Here is a 17,678-nt window from a genome sequence, read left to right as displayed (position 1 = left end):
GGCCTTATCCTTTATTATTAGATGAGGCGCATTATATTTAAATATTATTAAGGCAATATTAAGTTAGCTTAGCAGGTAAGCTCTTAACATCAGGGTTCTTGGAATAGGCATCAAGGATGTCATTAATTAATTGTTCTACAATACTTTCCTTCATGTCCTCTTCGATTAAACCCATCTTTTCCTTCATCCCGGCCAACCGAGTTTCAATCTCTTTAGCAACAGAACCATTCGGGAATAAAGCGGCCAACAGACGCCGTGCCTCTGCCGGTCCAAGATGTCGATATAAATGGTTTCTCACTGACGCATCCTCAGCGGTGGTACTAAATGCCCACAATTCAACCGGTCCTAAAGTTAGTGTAAGTAATTGTACGTTTACCCCATTTTTAGTAGCGAATTGAGCGAGGAAGGTAGCGCCGCCAAGTCGCGGACCATGTACCCGAGTACGTAAGGCATTCTTTGCAGTTTCCGAAAGCCCGAATATAGACGTGGTTTTTTCAATCGCTTGAGAAGGGCCGGCATCCATAATATAAATTGCAGTCGCAAAATCGATCATCACTGGATCAAAGTCATCCACAGACTGAGAGAGCAAAGCAATTTGTACTTTCCATTTACGTCCTTCACGCATGTCGATGATTACTTGTTCACGCACAGCAGCTGATTTCGAAGTACGATGGAATTCGTCATAAACAATACGTTTATGGTCTTCCCGTATCTCACGCACACGCTCTTTATGATACTCCTTGTATTGTTCGGGAATATTATTCAAGCTTTCTTCAGTTAAATAATAATGTCGTGCCAAAACATAACGTGCCAACATATACATTACCGCTGTTTGGCGATCCGCAGCGTCCCCACCACTCTTAGCTACCTCATCAAGGTCTAGAGAAACGACACGCGCATCCCCTATATCAAAACTAGTTACCCGTGAAAGGATGGGGTATTCGCGCACCGCAGCAGAAATCATGCGCGAAAATGCATTAATTAATGACTCCCCGGTAGGTGCAGTAATCTTTTCATACAAGTCTTCAATCGAAGGAGTACGGCAAATAGAAGCTGCATCTGCAAGTAATGGCATAGCATAGCGTTGAGCCAGCATCGCTTCATGCTCAAATCCGGCAGAATAGAGTGAATCCGTTACTTCCCACCAAGTAGATTTTGAATCGCGTACAAAACCAATCTCCTCCAAGATACTATCCAGAAATACTTCAACACCTGGAGCATAAGGAGTTGGATTATATTCATCCGCCATACTCTTAAATAATTCATCCACAACCATACCCGCTAGATCGGGCATACCATCATAGGGCTTTTCTGCGCCTAATGGGGTGGTCAATAAGGTAATAAAGTTCACCAGGAATGCACGCTCTAAAGCAGTTGGGTAACGACAGCCTAATTGGGTATCAAAGGGATTAATTGAATAATCGGGCGTCATCCTTAAGCGGTGATAAGCCACTAAATGGCGTTTTGAAGCGGGTAATGCTTCTTGTAAAAGTGAAATCAATCCACTACTGGAGGGTCCAATATCAATAATAGCAATACGTGGTAGGCGTAATAAACCACCAGATAAACATAAGGCTAAATTGATCGCGTTAGAAAGAACGGATTTACCCGAGCCAGGACGCGCATAAACCAGATCAATCCATGTAGTTTGCTCTGTAGAACCGGGCTGGAATGGCCAAGGCTTTCCATCAGGGGATCTAAAAAGTAAGGCTCCTTTACTCCAGGGTGATGCAGGACGTGTAATCGGTAGCATAGAAACTACAGCACTCAAAGGTGCAACAGTGGGTACTGCTGTACTATTCAATGTTCCTGCTAACATGCTGGAGACAAAGCCGCCAAAAGGATCACCACAAATTTCAGATACGTCCGTAGACCCCCAGCCCTGAACCGCTTTAACTAATTCAGAACTGCGTTGACGTAGTAAAGGTATTCGTCCTTCAGGGGCCCAAGTTGTGGCTACCACACGTAAACGAACAATTGATTCATCCGTATTAAGTTGCAAATATTTGAGCAAGTTAACTGAATCACTAATTAAACGGTTTTGTGCTGAACTGAAACTTAAAATTCCAGCCAAGAGACCTTTTAATTTAATTGTAGTCAGTCCTTCACTTTCAATTAAAAATGAAATTTTCCAAGGAATATGTGAGGGTAAAATACGTCCAAACAAATACACAAAGGGTCTTACATCCTTGGGAAATAAATCAATGTACGTAGATGAGTAAATCTTATCGCCTACTTGAACAGTGCGAAGGTCAAGAACCTCAGCATCACGCGGAAGCACTTGTTTAGCTAATGAGGGCCATAATAGATCCGAAGGATCACCATCAAAATTATTAAACTCGCGTACAGGGATCATGTCTCCAGGCAAGGTAGCACGCCACTCATCAGCGGTATAATCCGGGTCAGCAGTCATACGAATCGCATGCACTGCGTCATGAACCTCTAATAATTTTCCGGCAACATGTAAGGAATCTAAGTCATTCATAATGGCACGAACATAGGCATCATGAGTATCACGTAATTCAGGAACTGCGGCATAAATTGTTTGGCTGGTTTTAAATGGCGGTGCTTTAGAATCTTTTAGCATCTTCATTTTTGCTTTATTAGCTGCTTTTAACTGTTCCGTTGTTAAGTTAAAGGGTCTGGTAATTAAGACAAAAAATAAACGCTCTTCAGCACAATACTGTGCCATATAGTCAGTGCGCTCTTCAAATAGGTCACCTAAATTTAAATCAAGGCGTTTGGCGGTTGCAGTTGCCGGAGCGTAAATGTCACGAATTAACTTTCTAATGTTTTGCTTATCATGGCTAAAATAAACCTGTAAGCCATGGCCTGGGCGCCCCATAGCCGCTTGAAACGCGTTGGTTAAGCCTGCGACCAACTGATCAAATTCATCAGGACCTGCAAGTGCAGAAATCCCTTCGATTTTAATGATTGATAATAAAGAACCATCATGATTTACCAGAACGGTTGGACTATCCGCCGTTTCTAAATCGATGTAGGACTCTGTTGTTTGCTTAAGTGAAGTACTTAGCCAGGCAAAGAAGGTATCAACCCCTTCAAAAAAAGATTCTGACCAATGCGCCATTTTTATTATCCCCATTTAGTGTAGCTTAGGGTCATTTTCCATTTCTACTCTAGTGGAAAAATGGAAACAACCACTAGGGCAACGAACCTTATATAGTAATTTCTTCTAAGGCACTCGCAGCCCATTTTTCAATCTGTTTACGAAATTTTGCTCGAGAAGGCAATAAGAGTATGTTTTTAAATAGTTGTGACCTTCTTTCTTCATCATTCACCCCAGCGTCAATCATTAATTGACCAAAAATAGCAGGATCACTGGTACCCTCACCAAACTTTTCTTCGACTAGCTGTGAACGAAATTTAAATCCCCGATAAATGTTTTGTGCACTGGATTTATATCCCGTATCGTTTGTTATCGCACAAAATAACACATGGCATAGACTATTTAACTCTGTCTGGGTTAGTTCAGGAAGATAGACAAGTGTTCCACCACCGTATCCACCAACACCAACCGATTCAATAAAAAAACACTGTGCACAAAAGCAACAAGCCGTTACCAAGTTGGGTAGTTTATTATTAGAGTAATTATTATCAAGGTTAACTACTTCTTGAAACAGACGTGCTTGAAAACCACAAAACTGACAGGTATAACGATCCCGTTGCAAAACTTTTTGCTCATATGACTTAAATCGTTCGTCGACTTTTCTAGCAGAATATAAACGCCATGAACCTGGCGTAGCCAGTAACTTCAACTGTTTTTTTTCTTGATTCACTGCCATATTTTCAGCCCACGTTGCCTAATATAAGCTTATTATTAACTGATATTTTTATTATCAAGGCCTATTGGCCCATTAGAAAACCAATACTTTACATAAACAAAGCGGGTAAATTAAATTTACCCGCTTTTATTACAATTAAACTATTATGAACCAGTGTAGACAGTACCAGTAGGACCAGCAGTTTTACCACCTGAAGAACCAAACATGGTCGCGCCAGTTACCCCTAAAATTGAAGGGAGGAACAGTAACGCTGCAGCAATAAACACTAACGCGATAGGTGTACCAATTGGAATTTGAGTTGGGTTATCTTTGTGCTGTTTAAACTTCATAATCGCACCGATAGAGAAACCCAAACCAGCCAAATAAGAACCTGCTGTGATTAATTTGGTTAAGTTCGTAAATGACCCCGTAATTGATGACGCCATAGCACCGATAGTCATACTTCCACCAGCAACTGCATCCTGACAAACCAAGGCTAATAAGCTTAGACAAACAATACTGCTCAACCAAGACTTGAAGCCTGCTTTACTAATGATTTTACTTTTCACTATTGTCTCCTAAATTTAAAAGTAAAAATACACACCAACATACTATCACGTGCCGTATATTGTATTATTAATCATATTGATAGTCCCTACAATATTGATTGCCAAAATTCCCCCAAAAACATGAACTAAACCCTTTCCTGTTCCTCCTGGAGGCTGCCCTTGCGACGCTGAACGCGCGATCAACACCCACCCTCTCACAAAAGCTACCAGTCCAATCACCTGGATGATAATCGTCAGCGGCCTTCCGACCACACTCCCATTACCAAACAAGAAATCTAAGGTCTGATTGCTACTGCTTACTGGGGCGTATTGAAGAATATTTTGATAACCAAAAGTACTCTGCATTAACGTTGCAAAAGCTGTCGGGAAATAAATAAATATTGCCCCTACCATCAAATAGACTACAGGCTCTTTAACACTTGTGTGACTGGACATCATCGTCCGCGCCTCACCATACACTTTTAGGCTGTAAATTGCTTTAAATAAAAAAGCGCAACCTATTAGATATGCTCCGCCCGTGATTAAGCGTTGTACAGGCACCAATGAATTTGCAATATTGGTTAGTATGTTTGCCTGACTCGCAACCCAGCACGCAACCGTCCCGCCTGTACATGTTGAATCAGCCATATATAATTACCTCAACTATCGTCTTGACTAAACCTAATTGTCCGTCCAGAACTCGTTAAGACTCGACCTTCCATAGAATCAATAAGCTTAACGACTCCATATCCCGCAATCTTTGTCCCTTCTCTTACTGTAAGTGTAGAACCATTTGTGCCAATTAGCCAAGCCCTACCCGGAATTACTGCATTAATATAATAAATATTTGCATGACCATAACGTTGAGGAGGTAGTACCCTGCGAACCACCTTAGGTTTTGTACGCTCCATTAAGACAGCTATTACTTCTGACTGCTTATTTAACTGATTGGTCAAATCCGTAATTGTTTGGTTCAATTGAGTAATTTGCGCACTTAAATTGTTAACATTGTTATTTACATTACCAACCTGTTCGTTCATTGAAGAAACCTGTGATTGAACATTTTGTTGGTTTGTCGCAATAGATTCAACTTGTTGCTTCAGCTCCTTGTCCTGTGGGACTGAAGGAGTTGGTTGCGGAGCAGCCTGTTGAATCGGTTGTGGTTGCAGTTGTGGTATTGGTTGTATTTGCTGCGTAGGTGCAACCGCAGTAACTGGTGCAGGAGGAAGATTCCCTCCTTTCTCAGTTGTACTTTTTCCAGAGAAAATGCCACCAACAACTTTATATCCCACCATAGCAGCCACAATAACGCCTACAGCAATTAATGCGTTACGTCGCACATCCTTATTCGGCCCCTTGGGAGATTGCCCTGGTGGTTGTGGTGAAGGGCTTGAACCTGACTGAGAATTGTCCGTTGACCCTTGGTCATAAGACTCATACTCGTCGAATTTATATTCATCATTTTGATCGTTTTCTGCCATTGTCTTCTACCGTCAAATTAAAGTGATCTTACATCTTGTGTAAACAACACGCCTAAAGGACTACCTGCATATACCTCAACAGTCGTTGGTCTATTAAATAATTGCTGTGCTTGTTGCCCCCAGGTTTTACCCACTGTTGCCAATCCAATGACCGCATTTTGCAAAGTTGAGCGCCCCACACCGTTAGCAACAGTTACGTTGTTTCCTCCTCCAGTACCACCAATAGTAATCGTGGTATTAGCTGACTGGAACGCGTTACCAAATCCTTCAAGGAACGAAGAAGCGAACAATGAACCATAGCGTAATAAGTAATGATGGTCTGTTCTACTTGATAGAGCCGTTCTCGCAGTGTTTGGATCAATCGCAAACGCGGAAATCGATATAGTTTTTGGAGCACCAGGTACTGACATAGTGTTAAAGGTAATAATCATCTTGCTTGCTTTTGAAGGCAAATTGAAGCTACCAATTAACTTGGTTCCCTTTAATTTCCCAGCAACAATCGTTGCAAGAATAGGGCCAGGCTCATCACTATTTACCGACGTATCCATCACCGCAAACAATACGTCACCTGTTTTAATTATGGCCGCTTGTTGCTCTTGTGAACCACCCATAATTTCTTGTGAGCCAGCTCTGCCCCCAGCTCCATTATTAGCGCCACTCGCAATAGCATCCTTATCTTCATTACCAGCAACATAGTTTTGTCCGCTAACATTTTTCCAATCTACGAGTAACTGATTTGCTGCTGAAAGCATATCTGCACTTCGCTGTTGGATTTTTTGTTGGTACTTCTGTTCTGCCATTTGCTGAGTCTGGCGATTTAAAATAGCTTGCAATTGCTGGTTTGATGCAGCAGCGCCTTGATTGGCGACACCACCTTGACCCACACTAGGCACCCCGCTAAGACTAAATGCACCTTGTTGCACATTAGGGTTACCTAAGCCAACTAACTGCATCTCTGCAGGAGTAAACCCTGCAGCATTTAAATCAGCTGCTGTAAATCCTGCATCTTTTAAATTTTTAGCACTGTAGCCGGCAGCTTTAAGCTCAGCGGCACTAAAACCTGCATCCTTAAGTTGGGCTGCGGTAAAGCCTGCTGCTTTAAGTTCAGCCGCAGTGTAACCTGCATCTTTTAACTCTTTAGCACTAAAGCCTGCATCTTTAAGTTGTGCTGCAGTAAAACCTGCATCGTGGAGATCTTTGGCACTAAAGCCTGCATCTTTAAGCTCTTTAGCACTAAAACCAGCATCCTTAAGATCCTTGGCACTAAACCCTGCGGCCTTAAGTTGGGCCGCCGTAAAGCCTGCATCTTTTAAGTCTTTGGCACTAAATCCTGCATCCTTAAGCTCCTTAGCACTAAACCCTGCGGCTTTTAATTGCGCCGCAGTAAAACCAGCATTTTTTAATTCTGCCGCAGTAAAGCCTGCATCTTTTAACTCTTTTGCAGTATAGCCAGCATCTTTCAATGCTTTCGCAGAACAGCCTAAGGTTTTTTTAATCGTTGTCGCACTAATACCAGCCGCTCGAGCTCTTTTCAATGAATCAACACTGCAATCCGACACACGGCCTGCAGCTAAAATATCCGCTGGAGATAAGCCCGCATTTTCTAGGTCTCCGGTTGTGTAACCCGCTGCCTGCAACTGAGCAGGAGTATAGCCGGCATCAAGTAATGACTTAGCATCATAACCTGCATTTTTTAGCGCATCGGCACTACAACCATTTAAATCTTTAATACGCTTTGCACTAACGCCCGCAGTAAATAATTTTTTCAAGGCAGTTGGATCGCAGCCTGCAGCCTTGATTTGTGCATCAGTCAATGGAGTGGCCGCACTTATCTGTTGGGGGGTAAACCCAGCATTAGCTAACTCTGCATCAGTAAAGCCTGCGGCTTTTAATGCATCGGCGCTACAACCTGCATATTGTTTTATTAATGTGGCGCTAACACCCGCTGCCCTCTCTTTTTTTAATGCCTCAGGATCACAACCTGCCTTTCTGACGTCATCGGCACTAATTCCTGGTGGCAGTTCGGCTTCGGCCTCTTTAATCTGAGCAGCGCTGTATCCGGCCTTCGCCAAATCTTCAGGGGAGAAACCAGCATTTAATAAATCTCTAGCGCTGTAACCAGCAGCTCTTAATTGCTCTGGCGTAAATCCAGCCTTTCGTAGATCCGCGGCGCTAAACCCAGCATCTCTCAATTCTTTAGCTGTATATCCCGCTGCTTTTAAAGCTTCAGCACTACAGCCGCTGATGCGTCGAATCGCCGAGGCACTTACGCCTTGTTTCCGTAATTTTATTAAGTTATCAACATTACATCCTGCTTTGAGTACATCCGCGGCAGAAATACCCTGTGGCAAACCGCTCGCCCGATTAATTTCATCATCGGTAAAACCAGCACCTTTTAATTCACCATCAGAAAACCCTGCATCTTTCATTTCTTGGGCAGTAAAACCTGCACTGCGTAATTCGCAAGCGCTAAAACCACAATCTCTCAAGCGGCTTGCCGTATATCCAATATCTCTTAATTGCCGCGCATTAAATCCGGCCGCCTTCAAATCTTTACAAGCACAAACCTGATTTAGGTCCTGTAACTTATAACCATTATCTTTTAATTGAGCACAGCTACATGCTGATTTAATATCGGACAATTGTGCGCCCTGACCTAAAACTTGAGCGAGCACAGATTTTGAACACCCACTATTTTGTAAATTTTGAATCCATAAAGAGCGTTGTGCACCTTCTTCATTTTCACGAGCCAATGTTGCAAAGCCAACCCCACTTTGGCCATTCTGGGAACCAATAACCCCAACCCCCTGGCCTAAAGCTTGTGTACGAATAATAGTAGGAATGGCACTACCCCCAGTCTGCTCTGCTTGCTGAGCCTGATTAACGTTTTGTTCCTCTTGTAAGCGAGCATATTGGGCGGTGGGATCAAGTACCCCTGGAATCGATTGAATACTTCCGGGAGCTTGACTGAGAGTTGCCTCAGCACTGGGTCCAGTATTAATGGCTCTCAACTTAACATAGCCAATTACTACTGCAAGTACTAAGAGTACTCCGGTAAAAATGATAATAACCCGGGAACGAGTATTAGAAAAAAGCGATTTAAGATTTTCTTTTCTGCCAGCCATGTTATAACCCTTCTACCTTGAGCTGCATGACTTTTCCATGCCAGGAGACTAATAATACCGGAGACTTTTGCATTTCATAAGCATGTGTACCATCTGCGCTGGTCATACTTGCAAGCCAACCCGGTGACAATATAGTAAGATTTGTACGAATAAACATTCTATCGTTGGATAACCAAGCCCGCGCATCACCGCCGACAATCCCCAAGCGTTTACTTCCAGGAGGTGGAACCCCATCAAGAACGTGTAAAAGCAACTCACTAGCGGAAGGAGGTAGCCCCGCCTCCATAGGCCGGTTTTTAGCATTTGGACCAAAGCCTTGAACGCGTAAATCCACCCGATAATCTACCGCTTTTTGACCCGGAATGAGGGTTAGCATTACTGGAGTATTTAATCCCTGCAAACGCACCGCCAGGTTCCCGTAATTGTATAATTTCAATGCCTGAATCATTAGAGTATTACTTGTTTTATCCCATTGAATATTAAACGCGGATGGATCACCCAAGTCGTAGGCCGCAATTGGCCATGGCGAACCTGTAGAATCTAAAAATACCAGTGAAGATACAAATCCTTGTGCCAAACGAATAACCGGAGGCGTAGAACCTGGGGACAAGTTAACAAATTGGGATGTCGCTGTAGGTTTCGGTGGAGTGCCCGGAGTGGAGGCTTTTGCATAGTCCATAGTCTGTTGCATTTGTCTTAAATGGACAATTTGTTCTGGAGTTAAAGGATACAAACCACGGCTCATATCTTTGAAGGCTTTATTATCGATGACTTCTTCATCCGATTGACTAACTACCTGCTCATTAGGATTTTGAGTTTGTGGTTGAGCTGGTTCCGGCTTTTGCGGAGGAGCCTGGTATAAAGAATCAGATAATGGAATCGGAATATTGGTGCCACCCGCCTGATTTTGTCCTTGAGCCTGGGGTGCTTGACCTTGATTTCCGCTTTGCCCTAAACGCTGTTGTAACATACGTAACTGTTGCAATGCTTGTTGTGCACTATCCTGCTGTTGAGGAGGAGCAGCAGCAAAGGAGACGCTAGCCCCCCAATGAGCAATACTACATACTACACAAAACTTAAAAAACTGATTCACCTTTTTCATTGAGAAACTCCACCACTGGCAGGTCCAACAACAAACTGTGATATACCAATTCCTCTAGGAGAATTCAACGTTGAGACTCGGGTGATTAACATAGTCACCACATTATTTTGTTGCGTAAATTCGCTGGCACTCTGATAAGTTACGAGAATTGGCATTTGTACGCGCCACGAGTAACTGCCATTTAAAACCCCTTTCTGCAAAATAATTGGCGCTCTAGTCGCTACCGCAGAGACAATCAATTTTTTAGCCTTAACCGCATCAAGGTTATTCGATTGTTGCAGGGCATTTAGGAACTGATCCCAACCTTCTGCAGTGAAAAACCCTGATGAGGCTTGTAACTCATCTCGGTAGTTCACAAAGTTATAAGTAAATGCAGCAATAGCCGCCTGGTTCGCCCATTGCAATACTGCAGAGTCAGATTGGTTTGGCTCATTTAATGGGAATAAGGGCGTAATGCGACCATTGAGACTAGTAGCAAAATATCTAGGCGCAGGAGGATGGGTCAGCATATAAACCAACATAGACGCCAACACAAGGTTAACCAATAATGCAACGAGCAAAGCAAGCATTACCTTTCTCTGGCTATCCTTATAAAACTTATTTCTCAATGTAACGACTGTTAAGGCATCTTCAGCCATAATATCCTCTATTTTTATTGTGCTTATTGCGGTATCAGTTTTTCTTCCTCATCAGAGGGCGGATCTGGAGGTAACAACGCCTGTGATGACATATTTGGCGCTAACATAGGGGACAACTTTATTGGAGGAGCTACCCCACTAGTAGCATAAAAATCTCGCTCAGGCTCACTTAAATGGACATAAAACATTAACAAACCCAAAATACAACTCAATGCTAAAGAAACAATTAAAGAAATTAAACCCCGTCGGAACACATTGACATGAAAGCTTTTGTTCTCTTTGATTAAGGCCCAACCTTCACGATTCATTTTTACTCCTAACCCGCAGCTCGCCTAAAGGTAATTTCTATTCGCGCATTGGCGGAATAATCGCCACCGAGTGGGTACGCAATAATAGGTTTATCACTACCTAAACCTTGGGTAAAGATAAAACGGCTATCAATACCTTGAGACCATAAATACTCACCAACCACGCGAGTACGCGCCAAAGTTAGCGCATGTTCTCTGGCCGGAGATCCGTATTTACTACTGTATCCGGTGATGAATACTGAAATTTTGCGAAACTGTTTTAAAAATATTGCCACATCATTTAACAGTCCATAAGAGCGCCATTTGATGTTGGGTGTTTGCGGATGAAATAAATAGGTTGCAGGAATGCTAACCATGTAGTCTTGGCCAATGCTAACTACTTTCACCCCATGCTTATTAAATTTTTTCATGTATTTGATGATGGTGGTATCACAAGCACCAGTATCTTTACACGGACCTCTGGGTAACTCTGGGGGTAAAGCCCAATAGTCCCTACCACACGAAGTTATCATGATACATAAGGCAATCGCTCCTACAGCCCTAATTAGCCAGACTATATATTTAGTAAGTACTGATCTCACTTTTGATCCCTCATGTTACAAAATAAAAACCACTTCGAATGGCTGTAATTGACAAAAAGTCTACTAACCCAGGTTAAGATAAATTTACAAATCATTACGTTACAATGAATTCAAATAAATTGCTATTTTTTTAAATATTTATTTATGTCTTAACATTTTTTTTATTAATTTCAGTCCATTTATGCATCATATCTGTAAAAATATTTACCATATATCTCTTTTAATGTTAAAGTTTCGTTTCCTCTCGTTAATGAAATCAATGATGAAACAAATAGTAACTCCTATGCCCAAAGGAATAATCGCACTCTATTTGGTGCAGGCTCTGACCACCTTTTCTTATGCTACCCTTTATTCATCTCTTGCCTTGTTTCTTACCAAACAATTACAGGTAGAACATCGACTATCCAATAGCATTGTAGGGCTTTTTCTCGCACTTAATTATGTATTGCAATTAATTGGTGGCCTGCTAGGAGGGCGTTTTTTAAGTAATCGTGCTTTATTACTGCTTGCATCAGTAATTGAAATTTTTGGTCTATTTGCTTTAGCTACTCGCTCTATGTCACTTTTATTTGCCAGCCTAAGCATGTTTTTAGTGGGCTGTGGTATTAGTTTTACTTGCTACAACAATATGCTTACTCAGCGCTTCAGCTCTGAAGACGAACGTAGAGAGACGGCTTTTATCCTTAGTTATGCGATGATGAGTATTGGTTTTTGCGCAGGATATACCTTAAGCGGTTTCTTCGATTACACCAATCAATATCAGGGACTCTTTTATATTGCGATTCTCATGGATATCGTTACGATCTTCTTTATCTTACGCAACTGGCCCATTTTAGTAGACATAAACACTCCCTTAACTCAAGTGAATTCATCGCAACGTCTAAGAATTAATTGCATAGGCACCTTAATTACACTGGGTTGCATTCCCTTCCTGATGCTTTGCTTTAAAGCAACCCAAATAAGCAATGGCCTGGTTGTCAGCCTAAGTTCGCTCATGTTTTTAATTATTCTCTATCTCGGGTATCACCAAAAATCTCCAAAAGATAAAGAGCGCATTATGGCTTATTTACTCCTGGCAATTATTTCCGTACTGTTTTGGATGATTTATTTCACGGGTCCAATGGGAGTCATTCTCTTTATTAAAAATAATACGGATCGACATCTTTTCGGCTATGAGATTGCCACTCAATGGCTATTAAATATAAACCCCTTGGTCATTATTGCCTGTGCCCCAATACTGTTCCTGCGCATCAGTTCGCTGCAAACTAAATTTAATTTTTCTGTTTCCAGGCAATTCGCCTGTGGCTTTATTTTATTAGCGCTGTCCTTTTTTTCCCTGGCCTGCGGGATCAACTTCGCTGGCGCAGAGGGATTTGTATGCCTCTCGTGGATTATCGCTTATTTTATTTTCCAGGGGCTCGCAGAGTTGCTGATTGCGCCTGTAGGCTATGCAATGATTGGCCGTATTGCTCCGACACATTTACAAGGTTTAATGATGGGCTCATGGATGATGATTGCAGGTGCAGCGGCCTCATTGTCGCATTATTTTGCCAATGAAATGGTAAAAAACGAAGCTCTTGCACCAACGCTTACTAATGAGCGCTATTTATCTATTTTTGAACAATTAGGAATGTGGGCTGTTGCGGGAGCCGTATTTTTATTTTTAGTTTCTCGAAAAATTAAGACCTTTATTAATCCGACCGTTGTTGAAGGAATTTAAATAATGGCTCCCGCGGTCAAACCCGCGGGAATTCGGAAACATTGAGGTTTATTCTAATCCATCCTCATTCTTCTTGTTTACTTTATCACGTTCGCTTGCAAATTTAACGGCTAGATCTCTGACTATATCCGTTAAGGTATGTGGATCGATAAAGTCACGCTCTTCAGGCGGATAACTGGTTGCCAATTGGAAGTCCTTAATTAACTCATTAGCGACCGTGCCCGCATATTTATCTTTAGCTCCCGATAGACGCTCAATCGTCAGCATTTGATTACGCGTTTCATTAATTGGTAATAAGGATTCCGAGAAGGTTTCTTTATCACGCACTAGTAACGGAGGATCCCCTACGTTGACACGTAATGGGCTAAATATGGTTAAGGCGCCCTCAACTTCTTCCTCAATTAACTCCTCAACCGGCTCTGGTTCATTAAAATTGTGGAATGCAATTAAGGCAGTTACGCCACGCTCAATCGGTTCGCTTACGGTAGATTCGCGCAATAACTTACTGATGAGTGTAATTTCTTCACTATCCGCTGTCTTATTAATCGTCAAATCACCACTATCAAGAATGGACAGGAATGAAGTTAACTGTTTTTGCAACTTCATTAAATACTCATCTGGTGGTGGCTCAACTTTTAGGAATTGGTTGATTTTTAATTGCTTAACTGGTTTGGGGTTCGCATAAAACATACGGGCACGAACAATTTTTGATTTGAAGAATATATGCGCCTCACCCTCGGTTTGCTCTTTAAGGTCTAAAAGATCGACCCGCGCTCTTTTTTCAAATGAAGAGCTCTTGCTGTCCGCATAGCTGTTCGACATGGTATTTTCTTTAGCCTGGAATGAGTCAACCTTAGTAACATAAGCCTCACCCGCAGTTTTGGTAAAGAAGTCCCAGGTTTCCGTAGGGTCTTCCAGTTTCATACAAATTTTAATGTTGGTGTTTGCACCGATTGATGCTGCCTCTTCTTTAGATGCTTTTTGGAATGCCGGCAAATCCTGGCCCGCAAAAATAGCGGAGAATCCAAGCGAACGCGCCTGAGCAGGTACCACCGCAAACCCTTGCACTGCATAATATCCGTACTCATCAAGAATACACATATAAGGTGTAGGTGCGTTAGTCGGTTTTCTTAAGATAACGTCACGGTAATCCCCTTCAACGTCTTCCCCCAAACCTGCTGCCATCATCGCTTTTAAGGATGACACGATAATCTTACCTAAGTTTGCCAACTCATCCGGTGATTTTTCTAGTGCGGGCAATAACACAACCAAAATTCGACGATTCAAGATCACATCTTTAAAGTCCACCTCGGCCAAGTTGGTACGAATGATGTGCCCATAGGTATCTGCTAAAGAAGAGAAACTTCGTACAAGCTGCATGGTGATGAAACCATGTTGTTCCAATACTTGCGATACTTGTTTCCCTTTTTTTTCTTTATTGTAACCAGGTAAGGTATTTAAATAGTTACGTAAGGGGTCTGTAACCAACTTTGGAACCTGCTCAATGTTAATACTTTCCATATCGTCACGTGGAAAGACTTTATCAACCACGATGGATTCCAAGCGAGTTAAGTCAAAGTAGTTACGAATACTGTTCGCATCCAAAAGAATCGCGCCATCATCGCGCATGTAAACTAATAAACGCATTAAGGCCTCAACGAATGCTATCGCACGGCCTTTCCACATGTCGCCATCGCCACCACCTTGGGAGGACCCCATTAAGCTCACCACCAGCTGTGTTAACATACTGGAAGAACCCTGACAAAATGGATTAAGGGTATTAGATAATCTTTTTTCCTGAGGCCCCACAATATCTCGCGCACCAGTCATGAAGTTAATTAGTAATAAATCATCCTCACGTCCCATGCTCCGCACCATGGAGAATACTTTTGCATAAAGGGAGTTATCCCCTTTTCCGTCCACATAAATAAAGCCGCTACCTTGAACCAAAGCATTATAGGCAAGAGAAACCAAACATTCTGTTTTACCACTACCGGTTGAACCGAAAATCAACGCGTGGGTACGCATGTCATCGTTGGCAAACCATAATTCCTCTCCACTTTTACGGTCATTGCCAAAAAATGCAATGCCTCGAGCCGTATTGGGCTTATTGATACCAGGCTTCAAGTCATTGTAATCTTTTACTCGGGAGATAAGGGGTAGTCTAAAAGGAAGTTTTTGTTTACGTGTATAACTGTAAGCAAAGGTTCCACCACCGATTATCAATAACAAGGTTGCTACTTCAGAAATATAGAATGACGCAGCAGCCAGGGAAAAGAGAATAATCGAAACGTTTGTCGGATCACCAAAAAAATCTGCCATTCTCTGCGTTAGGGTTCGCGTGTCCCTAAGGAGGAGGGTAGGATCTAATTCATGACGAGAATCAATACCGCGCATCATGGTTCTAACTCCTGCATTTGACGAGGTGATAATTTAACTTCTTTCACAGCGATTTCCAAAGCTCTAATTGCTTCATCGATCATTGGCACTAAAGAACGTCGCCCCATTTCTTTCTCTGCACGCCAATGGGCAAAGGCACCTGCTACTTCCGCATAAGGTGTTTGTCTACCTACACAATTCAACATATACCACAAGCGTCGATCAACGGGTTTTAGCCATAAAAATTCGGCACTGGGAACAACCCCATCTTGCCGAGCCTTCTCTAGTAATGAAGCAAGTACAGTTAGAGTATAGGCGTGTTTTCCGGTTATTTCCTGGATCTCCTCGGTATTTTTGTATTTTTCGACTATGGGTCTAGCCACTGAGAAATCAGGTTTTCCTTCCACAAAAGTACGATCTAAAACAGATAAAATGTTATTCGCTGCATCACGGTCACGATTTAAACGCGCCATAAACACTCCGGCCAAAGCATAAGCCTGAGGCGAACAATGTTCAAATCCATCCCAATAAGGGCCTAACTGTAAAGTAAAGACACGCTTAGCATCTCCTCGTCTTAGGCCCGCAGTCATTTCCATACCAGGAACAGGATTATCCAACAAGACATCATCTTTTTTTAACAAATGGTGTTTACGAGCAAACTCCATAGGGGTTAGCGCCATAGCCCAGGGCCCCACGTTCACATCCTGACTCACCAAGTCTTCCTTTACTACGGGCATAATTGCCGGCCAGTTGAATTGCTCCTGAGCCCGTAAAGACTTCATATCATGAGCTCTGCGGTATTTCAATTTAAGATTAGATTGGTAAATAACAATGGCCATTACCCCTAAACCCAATACTACGGGATAACGCATAAAATCACCAACAGCGCGCGTGGTATCCACCAGCTGATCCCAGTCGACTGCATTTGGATCAATGGTTTGCATCAGATAGATTAAGCTGGTTAATTGCTCACTATGAATGAACAGGTTAACTAATTTCGCCTGCAAGATATTTATTTGAAAAACAAACATCACAATATATTGATGTCCTGTTCTCCAAACCAGAAAGACAGTAATAAACAATAGCACCGTAATCCATACGGGAGCCATACCGCTATCGGTGTTTTGTTGTTGCTGCTGAGCCATTAATACGCTCTTATATTAGTTTCATTAATTCAAGTATATACTGCTCTGAGGCATTTTTGCGAGAAATTCAAGGGGAAAATGACAGCATTCTTCTCTCTGGCGGTCCCTATCCTCACCTTCTCATACAACGATAGGTACATAAGGCATGCTTCGCCCCGTATTACGCGATGCGAATACGGGATACATTTTACTCGAGCCCCTGGAAAAGGGTAGTAGTAGGACGAGCTTAAGCGGATTCTTTGACTAAACGGCCGCGATCATAATGATACACACCTGACACGTGCACGAAACGGCTAATGTTATCTAGATCTAAGGTTCTATCTTTCAACGTCAGTAAAAAATTACCTAATTTATCGGATAAGGCTTTATCTGGGGGAAGAGCAATGACGGCGCTTTGATTAATAAAAATACCTAAATAAGCTTCATTAATCTTGTTTTCTTTAGTTTTGATTATTGCTTTAACATGCTCTTCAGAGGCATAAATAGGACGCGAAATCATTTGTCTTGGTAAATTAGCAACAATACGCTCCCAAGACTGGATGTTTGAGCCATCAGCCGAATAAAGCGACACAAATACTTCTTGCTGCCCACTTCTGAGCGCCATACGATTTGCTAGTTGTGTTTCAGCTTGTATTTGGGCCTTAGTACGCGTCCCCAGCTGATTCACAAAGTTTTCCCGAATGTCATTTAAATTTTTACCAATGGCGCGTAAGAAATTAGACTCTTCCCAAGGACCATTGTTAATCGCCTCATCTAAGGCTTGAAGAATTGCTTCATTTTGTTGATCTGAGAGTATTTCTTTCATAAACCCCAACACTCTATCTATTGAGAGGCCTAACAGCCTCCCGCATTAAGCTACGAACAATACG

Annotated in this window: 14 protein-coding genes; 1 reads left to right on the top strand and 13 read right to left on the bottom strand. The window is 42.3% G+C overall.

Annotated elements, in window-relative coordinates; genetic code table 11:
• Positions 1–58: 58 nt before the first annotated feature.
• The 10 genes from ACD661_RS10300 to icmN form a co-directional block, all read right to left on the bottom strand.
• Positions 59–3,088 carry a type IV secretion protein IcmB gene (locus ACD661_RS10300; RefSeq protein ID WP_400187772.1) on the bottom strand — a complete coding sequence of 1,010 codons (3,030 nt, stop codon included), beginning with the start codon at positions 3,086–3,088 and terminating at the stop codon, positions 59–61.
• Between the two features lie 88 nt (positions 3,089–3,176).
• Complete coding sequence (gene icmJ / locus ACD661_RS10295; protein ID WP_400187771.1) at positions 3,177–3,803, bottom strand: type IVB secretion system protein IcmJDotN; 627 nt, start codon at positions 3,801–3,803, stop codon at positions 3,177–3,179.
• 143 nt (positions 3,804–3,946) lie between these two features.
• Complete coding sequence (locus ACD661_RS10290; RefSeq protein ID WP_133136898.1) at positions 3,947–4,351, bottom strand: type IV secretion protein IcmD; 405 nt, start codon at positions 4,349–4,351, stop codon at positions 3,947–3,949.
• A gap of 45 nt (positions 4,352–4,396) precedes the next feature.
• A complete protein-coding gene (locus ACD661_RS10285) occupies positions 4,397–4,978 on the bottom strand; it encodes a type IV secretion protein IcmC (protein ID WP_400187770.1) in 582 nt (193 codons plus the stop codon).
• A gap of 11 nt (positions 4,979–4,989) precedes the next feature.
• The gene (icmG, locus tag ACD661_RS10280) at positions 4,990–5,811 is read right to left on the bottom strand and encodes a type IVB secretion system protein IcmG/DotF (RefSeq protein ID WP_400187769.1); all 822 of its coding nucleotides are present in this window, start codon (positions 5,809–5,811) and stop codon (positions 4,990–4,992) included.
• Between the two features lie 17 nt (positions 5,812–5,828).
• On the bottom strand, positions 5,829–8,936 hold the full coding sequence (dotG, locus tag ACD661_RS10275) for a type IVB secretion system protein DotG/IcmE (protein ID WP_400187767.1): 3,108 nt from the start codon (positions 8,934–8,936) through the stop codon (positions 5,829–5,831).
• A gap of 1 nt (position 8,937) precedes the next feature.
• Positions 8,938–10,038 carry a DotH/IcmK family type IV secretion protein gene (locus tag ACD661_RS10270; protein WP_400187766.1) on the bottom strand — a complete coding sequence of 367 codons (1,101 nt, stop codon included), beginning with the start codon at positions 10,036–10,038 and terminating at the stop codon, positions 8,938–8,940.
• Positions 10,035–10,676, bottom strand: coding sequence for a type IVB secretion system apparatus protein IcmL/DotI (locus ACD661_RS10265; RefSeq protein ID WP_400187765.1), 642 nt, complete (start codon positions 10,674–10,676; stop codon positions 10,035–10,037). The genes ACD661_RS10270 and ACD661_RS10265 overlap by 4 nt, the downstream gene beginning before the upstream one ends.
• A 23-nt stretch (positions 10,677–10,699) precedes the next feature.
• Positions 10,700–10,984 carry a type IVB secretion system protein IcmM/DotJ gene (icmM, locus tag ACD661_RS10260; RefSeq protein ID WP_400187764.1) on the bottom strand — a complete coding sequence of 95 codons (285 nt, stop codon included), beginning with the start codon at positions 10,982–10,984 and terminating at the stop codon, positions 10,700–10,702.
• 8 nt (positions 10,985–10,992) lie between these two features.
• Positions 10,993–11,565, bottom strand: coding sequence for a type IVB secretion system protein IcmN/DotK (gene icmN, locus ACD661_RS10255; protein ID WP_400187763.1), 573 nt, complete (start codon positions 11,563–11,565; stop codon positions 10,993–10,995).
• A 259-nt stretch (positions 11,566–11,824) separates the two neighbouring features.
• Here icmN and ACD661_RS10250 point away from each other — a divergent pair, with 259 nt between their 5' ends.
• Positions 11,825–13,285, top strand: a complete 1,461-nt coding sequence (locus ACD661_RS10250) for a peptide MFS transporter (protein ID WP_400187762.1) — start codon at positions 11,825–11,827, stop codon at positions 13,283–13,285.
• 48 nt (positions 13,286–13,333) lie between these two features.
• On the opposite strand, the gene ACD661_RS10245 is transcribed toward ACD661_RS10250, so the two are convergent.
• The 3 genes from ACD661_RS10245 to icmQ form a co-directional block, all read right to left on the bottom strand.
• On the bottom strand, positions 13,334–15,685 hold the full coding sequence (locus tag ACD661_RS10245) for a TraM recognition domain-containing protein (RefSeq protein WP_400187761.1): 2,352 nt from the start codon (positions 15,683–15,685) through the stop codon (positions 13,334–13,336).
• On the bottom strand, positions 15,682–16,809 hold the full coding sequence (gene icmP / locus ACD661_RS10240) for a type IVB secretion system coupling complex protein DotM/IcmP (RefSeq protein WP_400187760.1): 1,128 nt from the start codon (positions 16,807–16,809) through the stop codon (positions 15,682–15,684). Before icmP ends, ACD661_RS10245 begins: the two co-directional genes overlap by 4 nt.
• A 226-nt stretch (positions 16,810–17,035) precedes the next feature.
• On the bottom strand, positions 17,036–17,614 hold the full coding sequence (icmQ, locus tag ACD661_RS10235; protein ID WP_400187759.1) for a Dot/Icm secretion system protein IcmQ: 579 nt from the start codon (positions 17,612–17,614) through the stop codon (positions 17,036–17,038).
• Positions 17,615–17,678 lie beyond the last annotated feature (64 nt).

Origin of the sequence: Legionella lytica, from assembly GCF_044626755.1 — a bacterium.
Taxonomy (GTDB): domain Bacteria; phylum Pseudomonadota; class Gammaproteobacteria; order Legionellales; family Legionellaceae; genus Legionella; species Legionella lytica_A.
The sequence above is the reverse complement of the archived record's forward strand: the minus strand, read 5'-3'. Positions and strand labels throughout refer to the sequence as shown.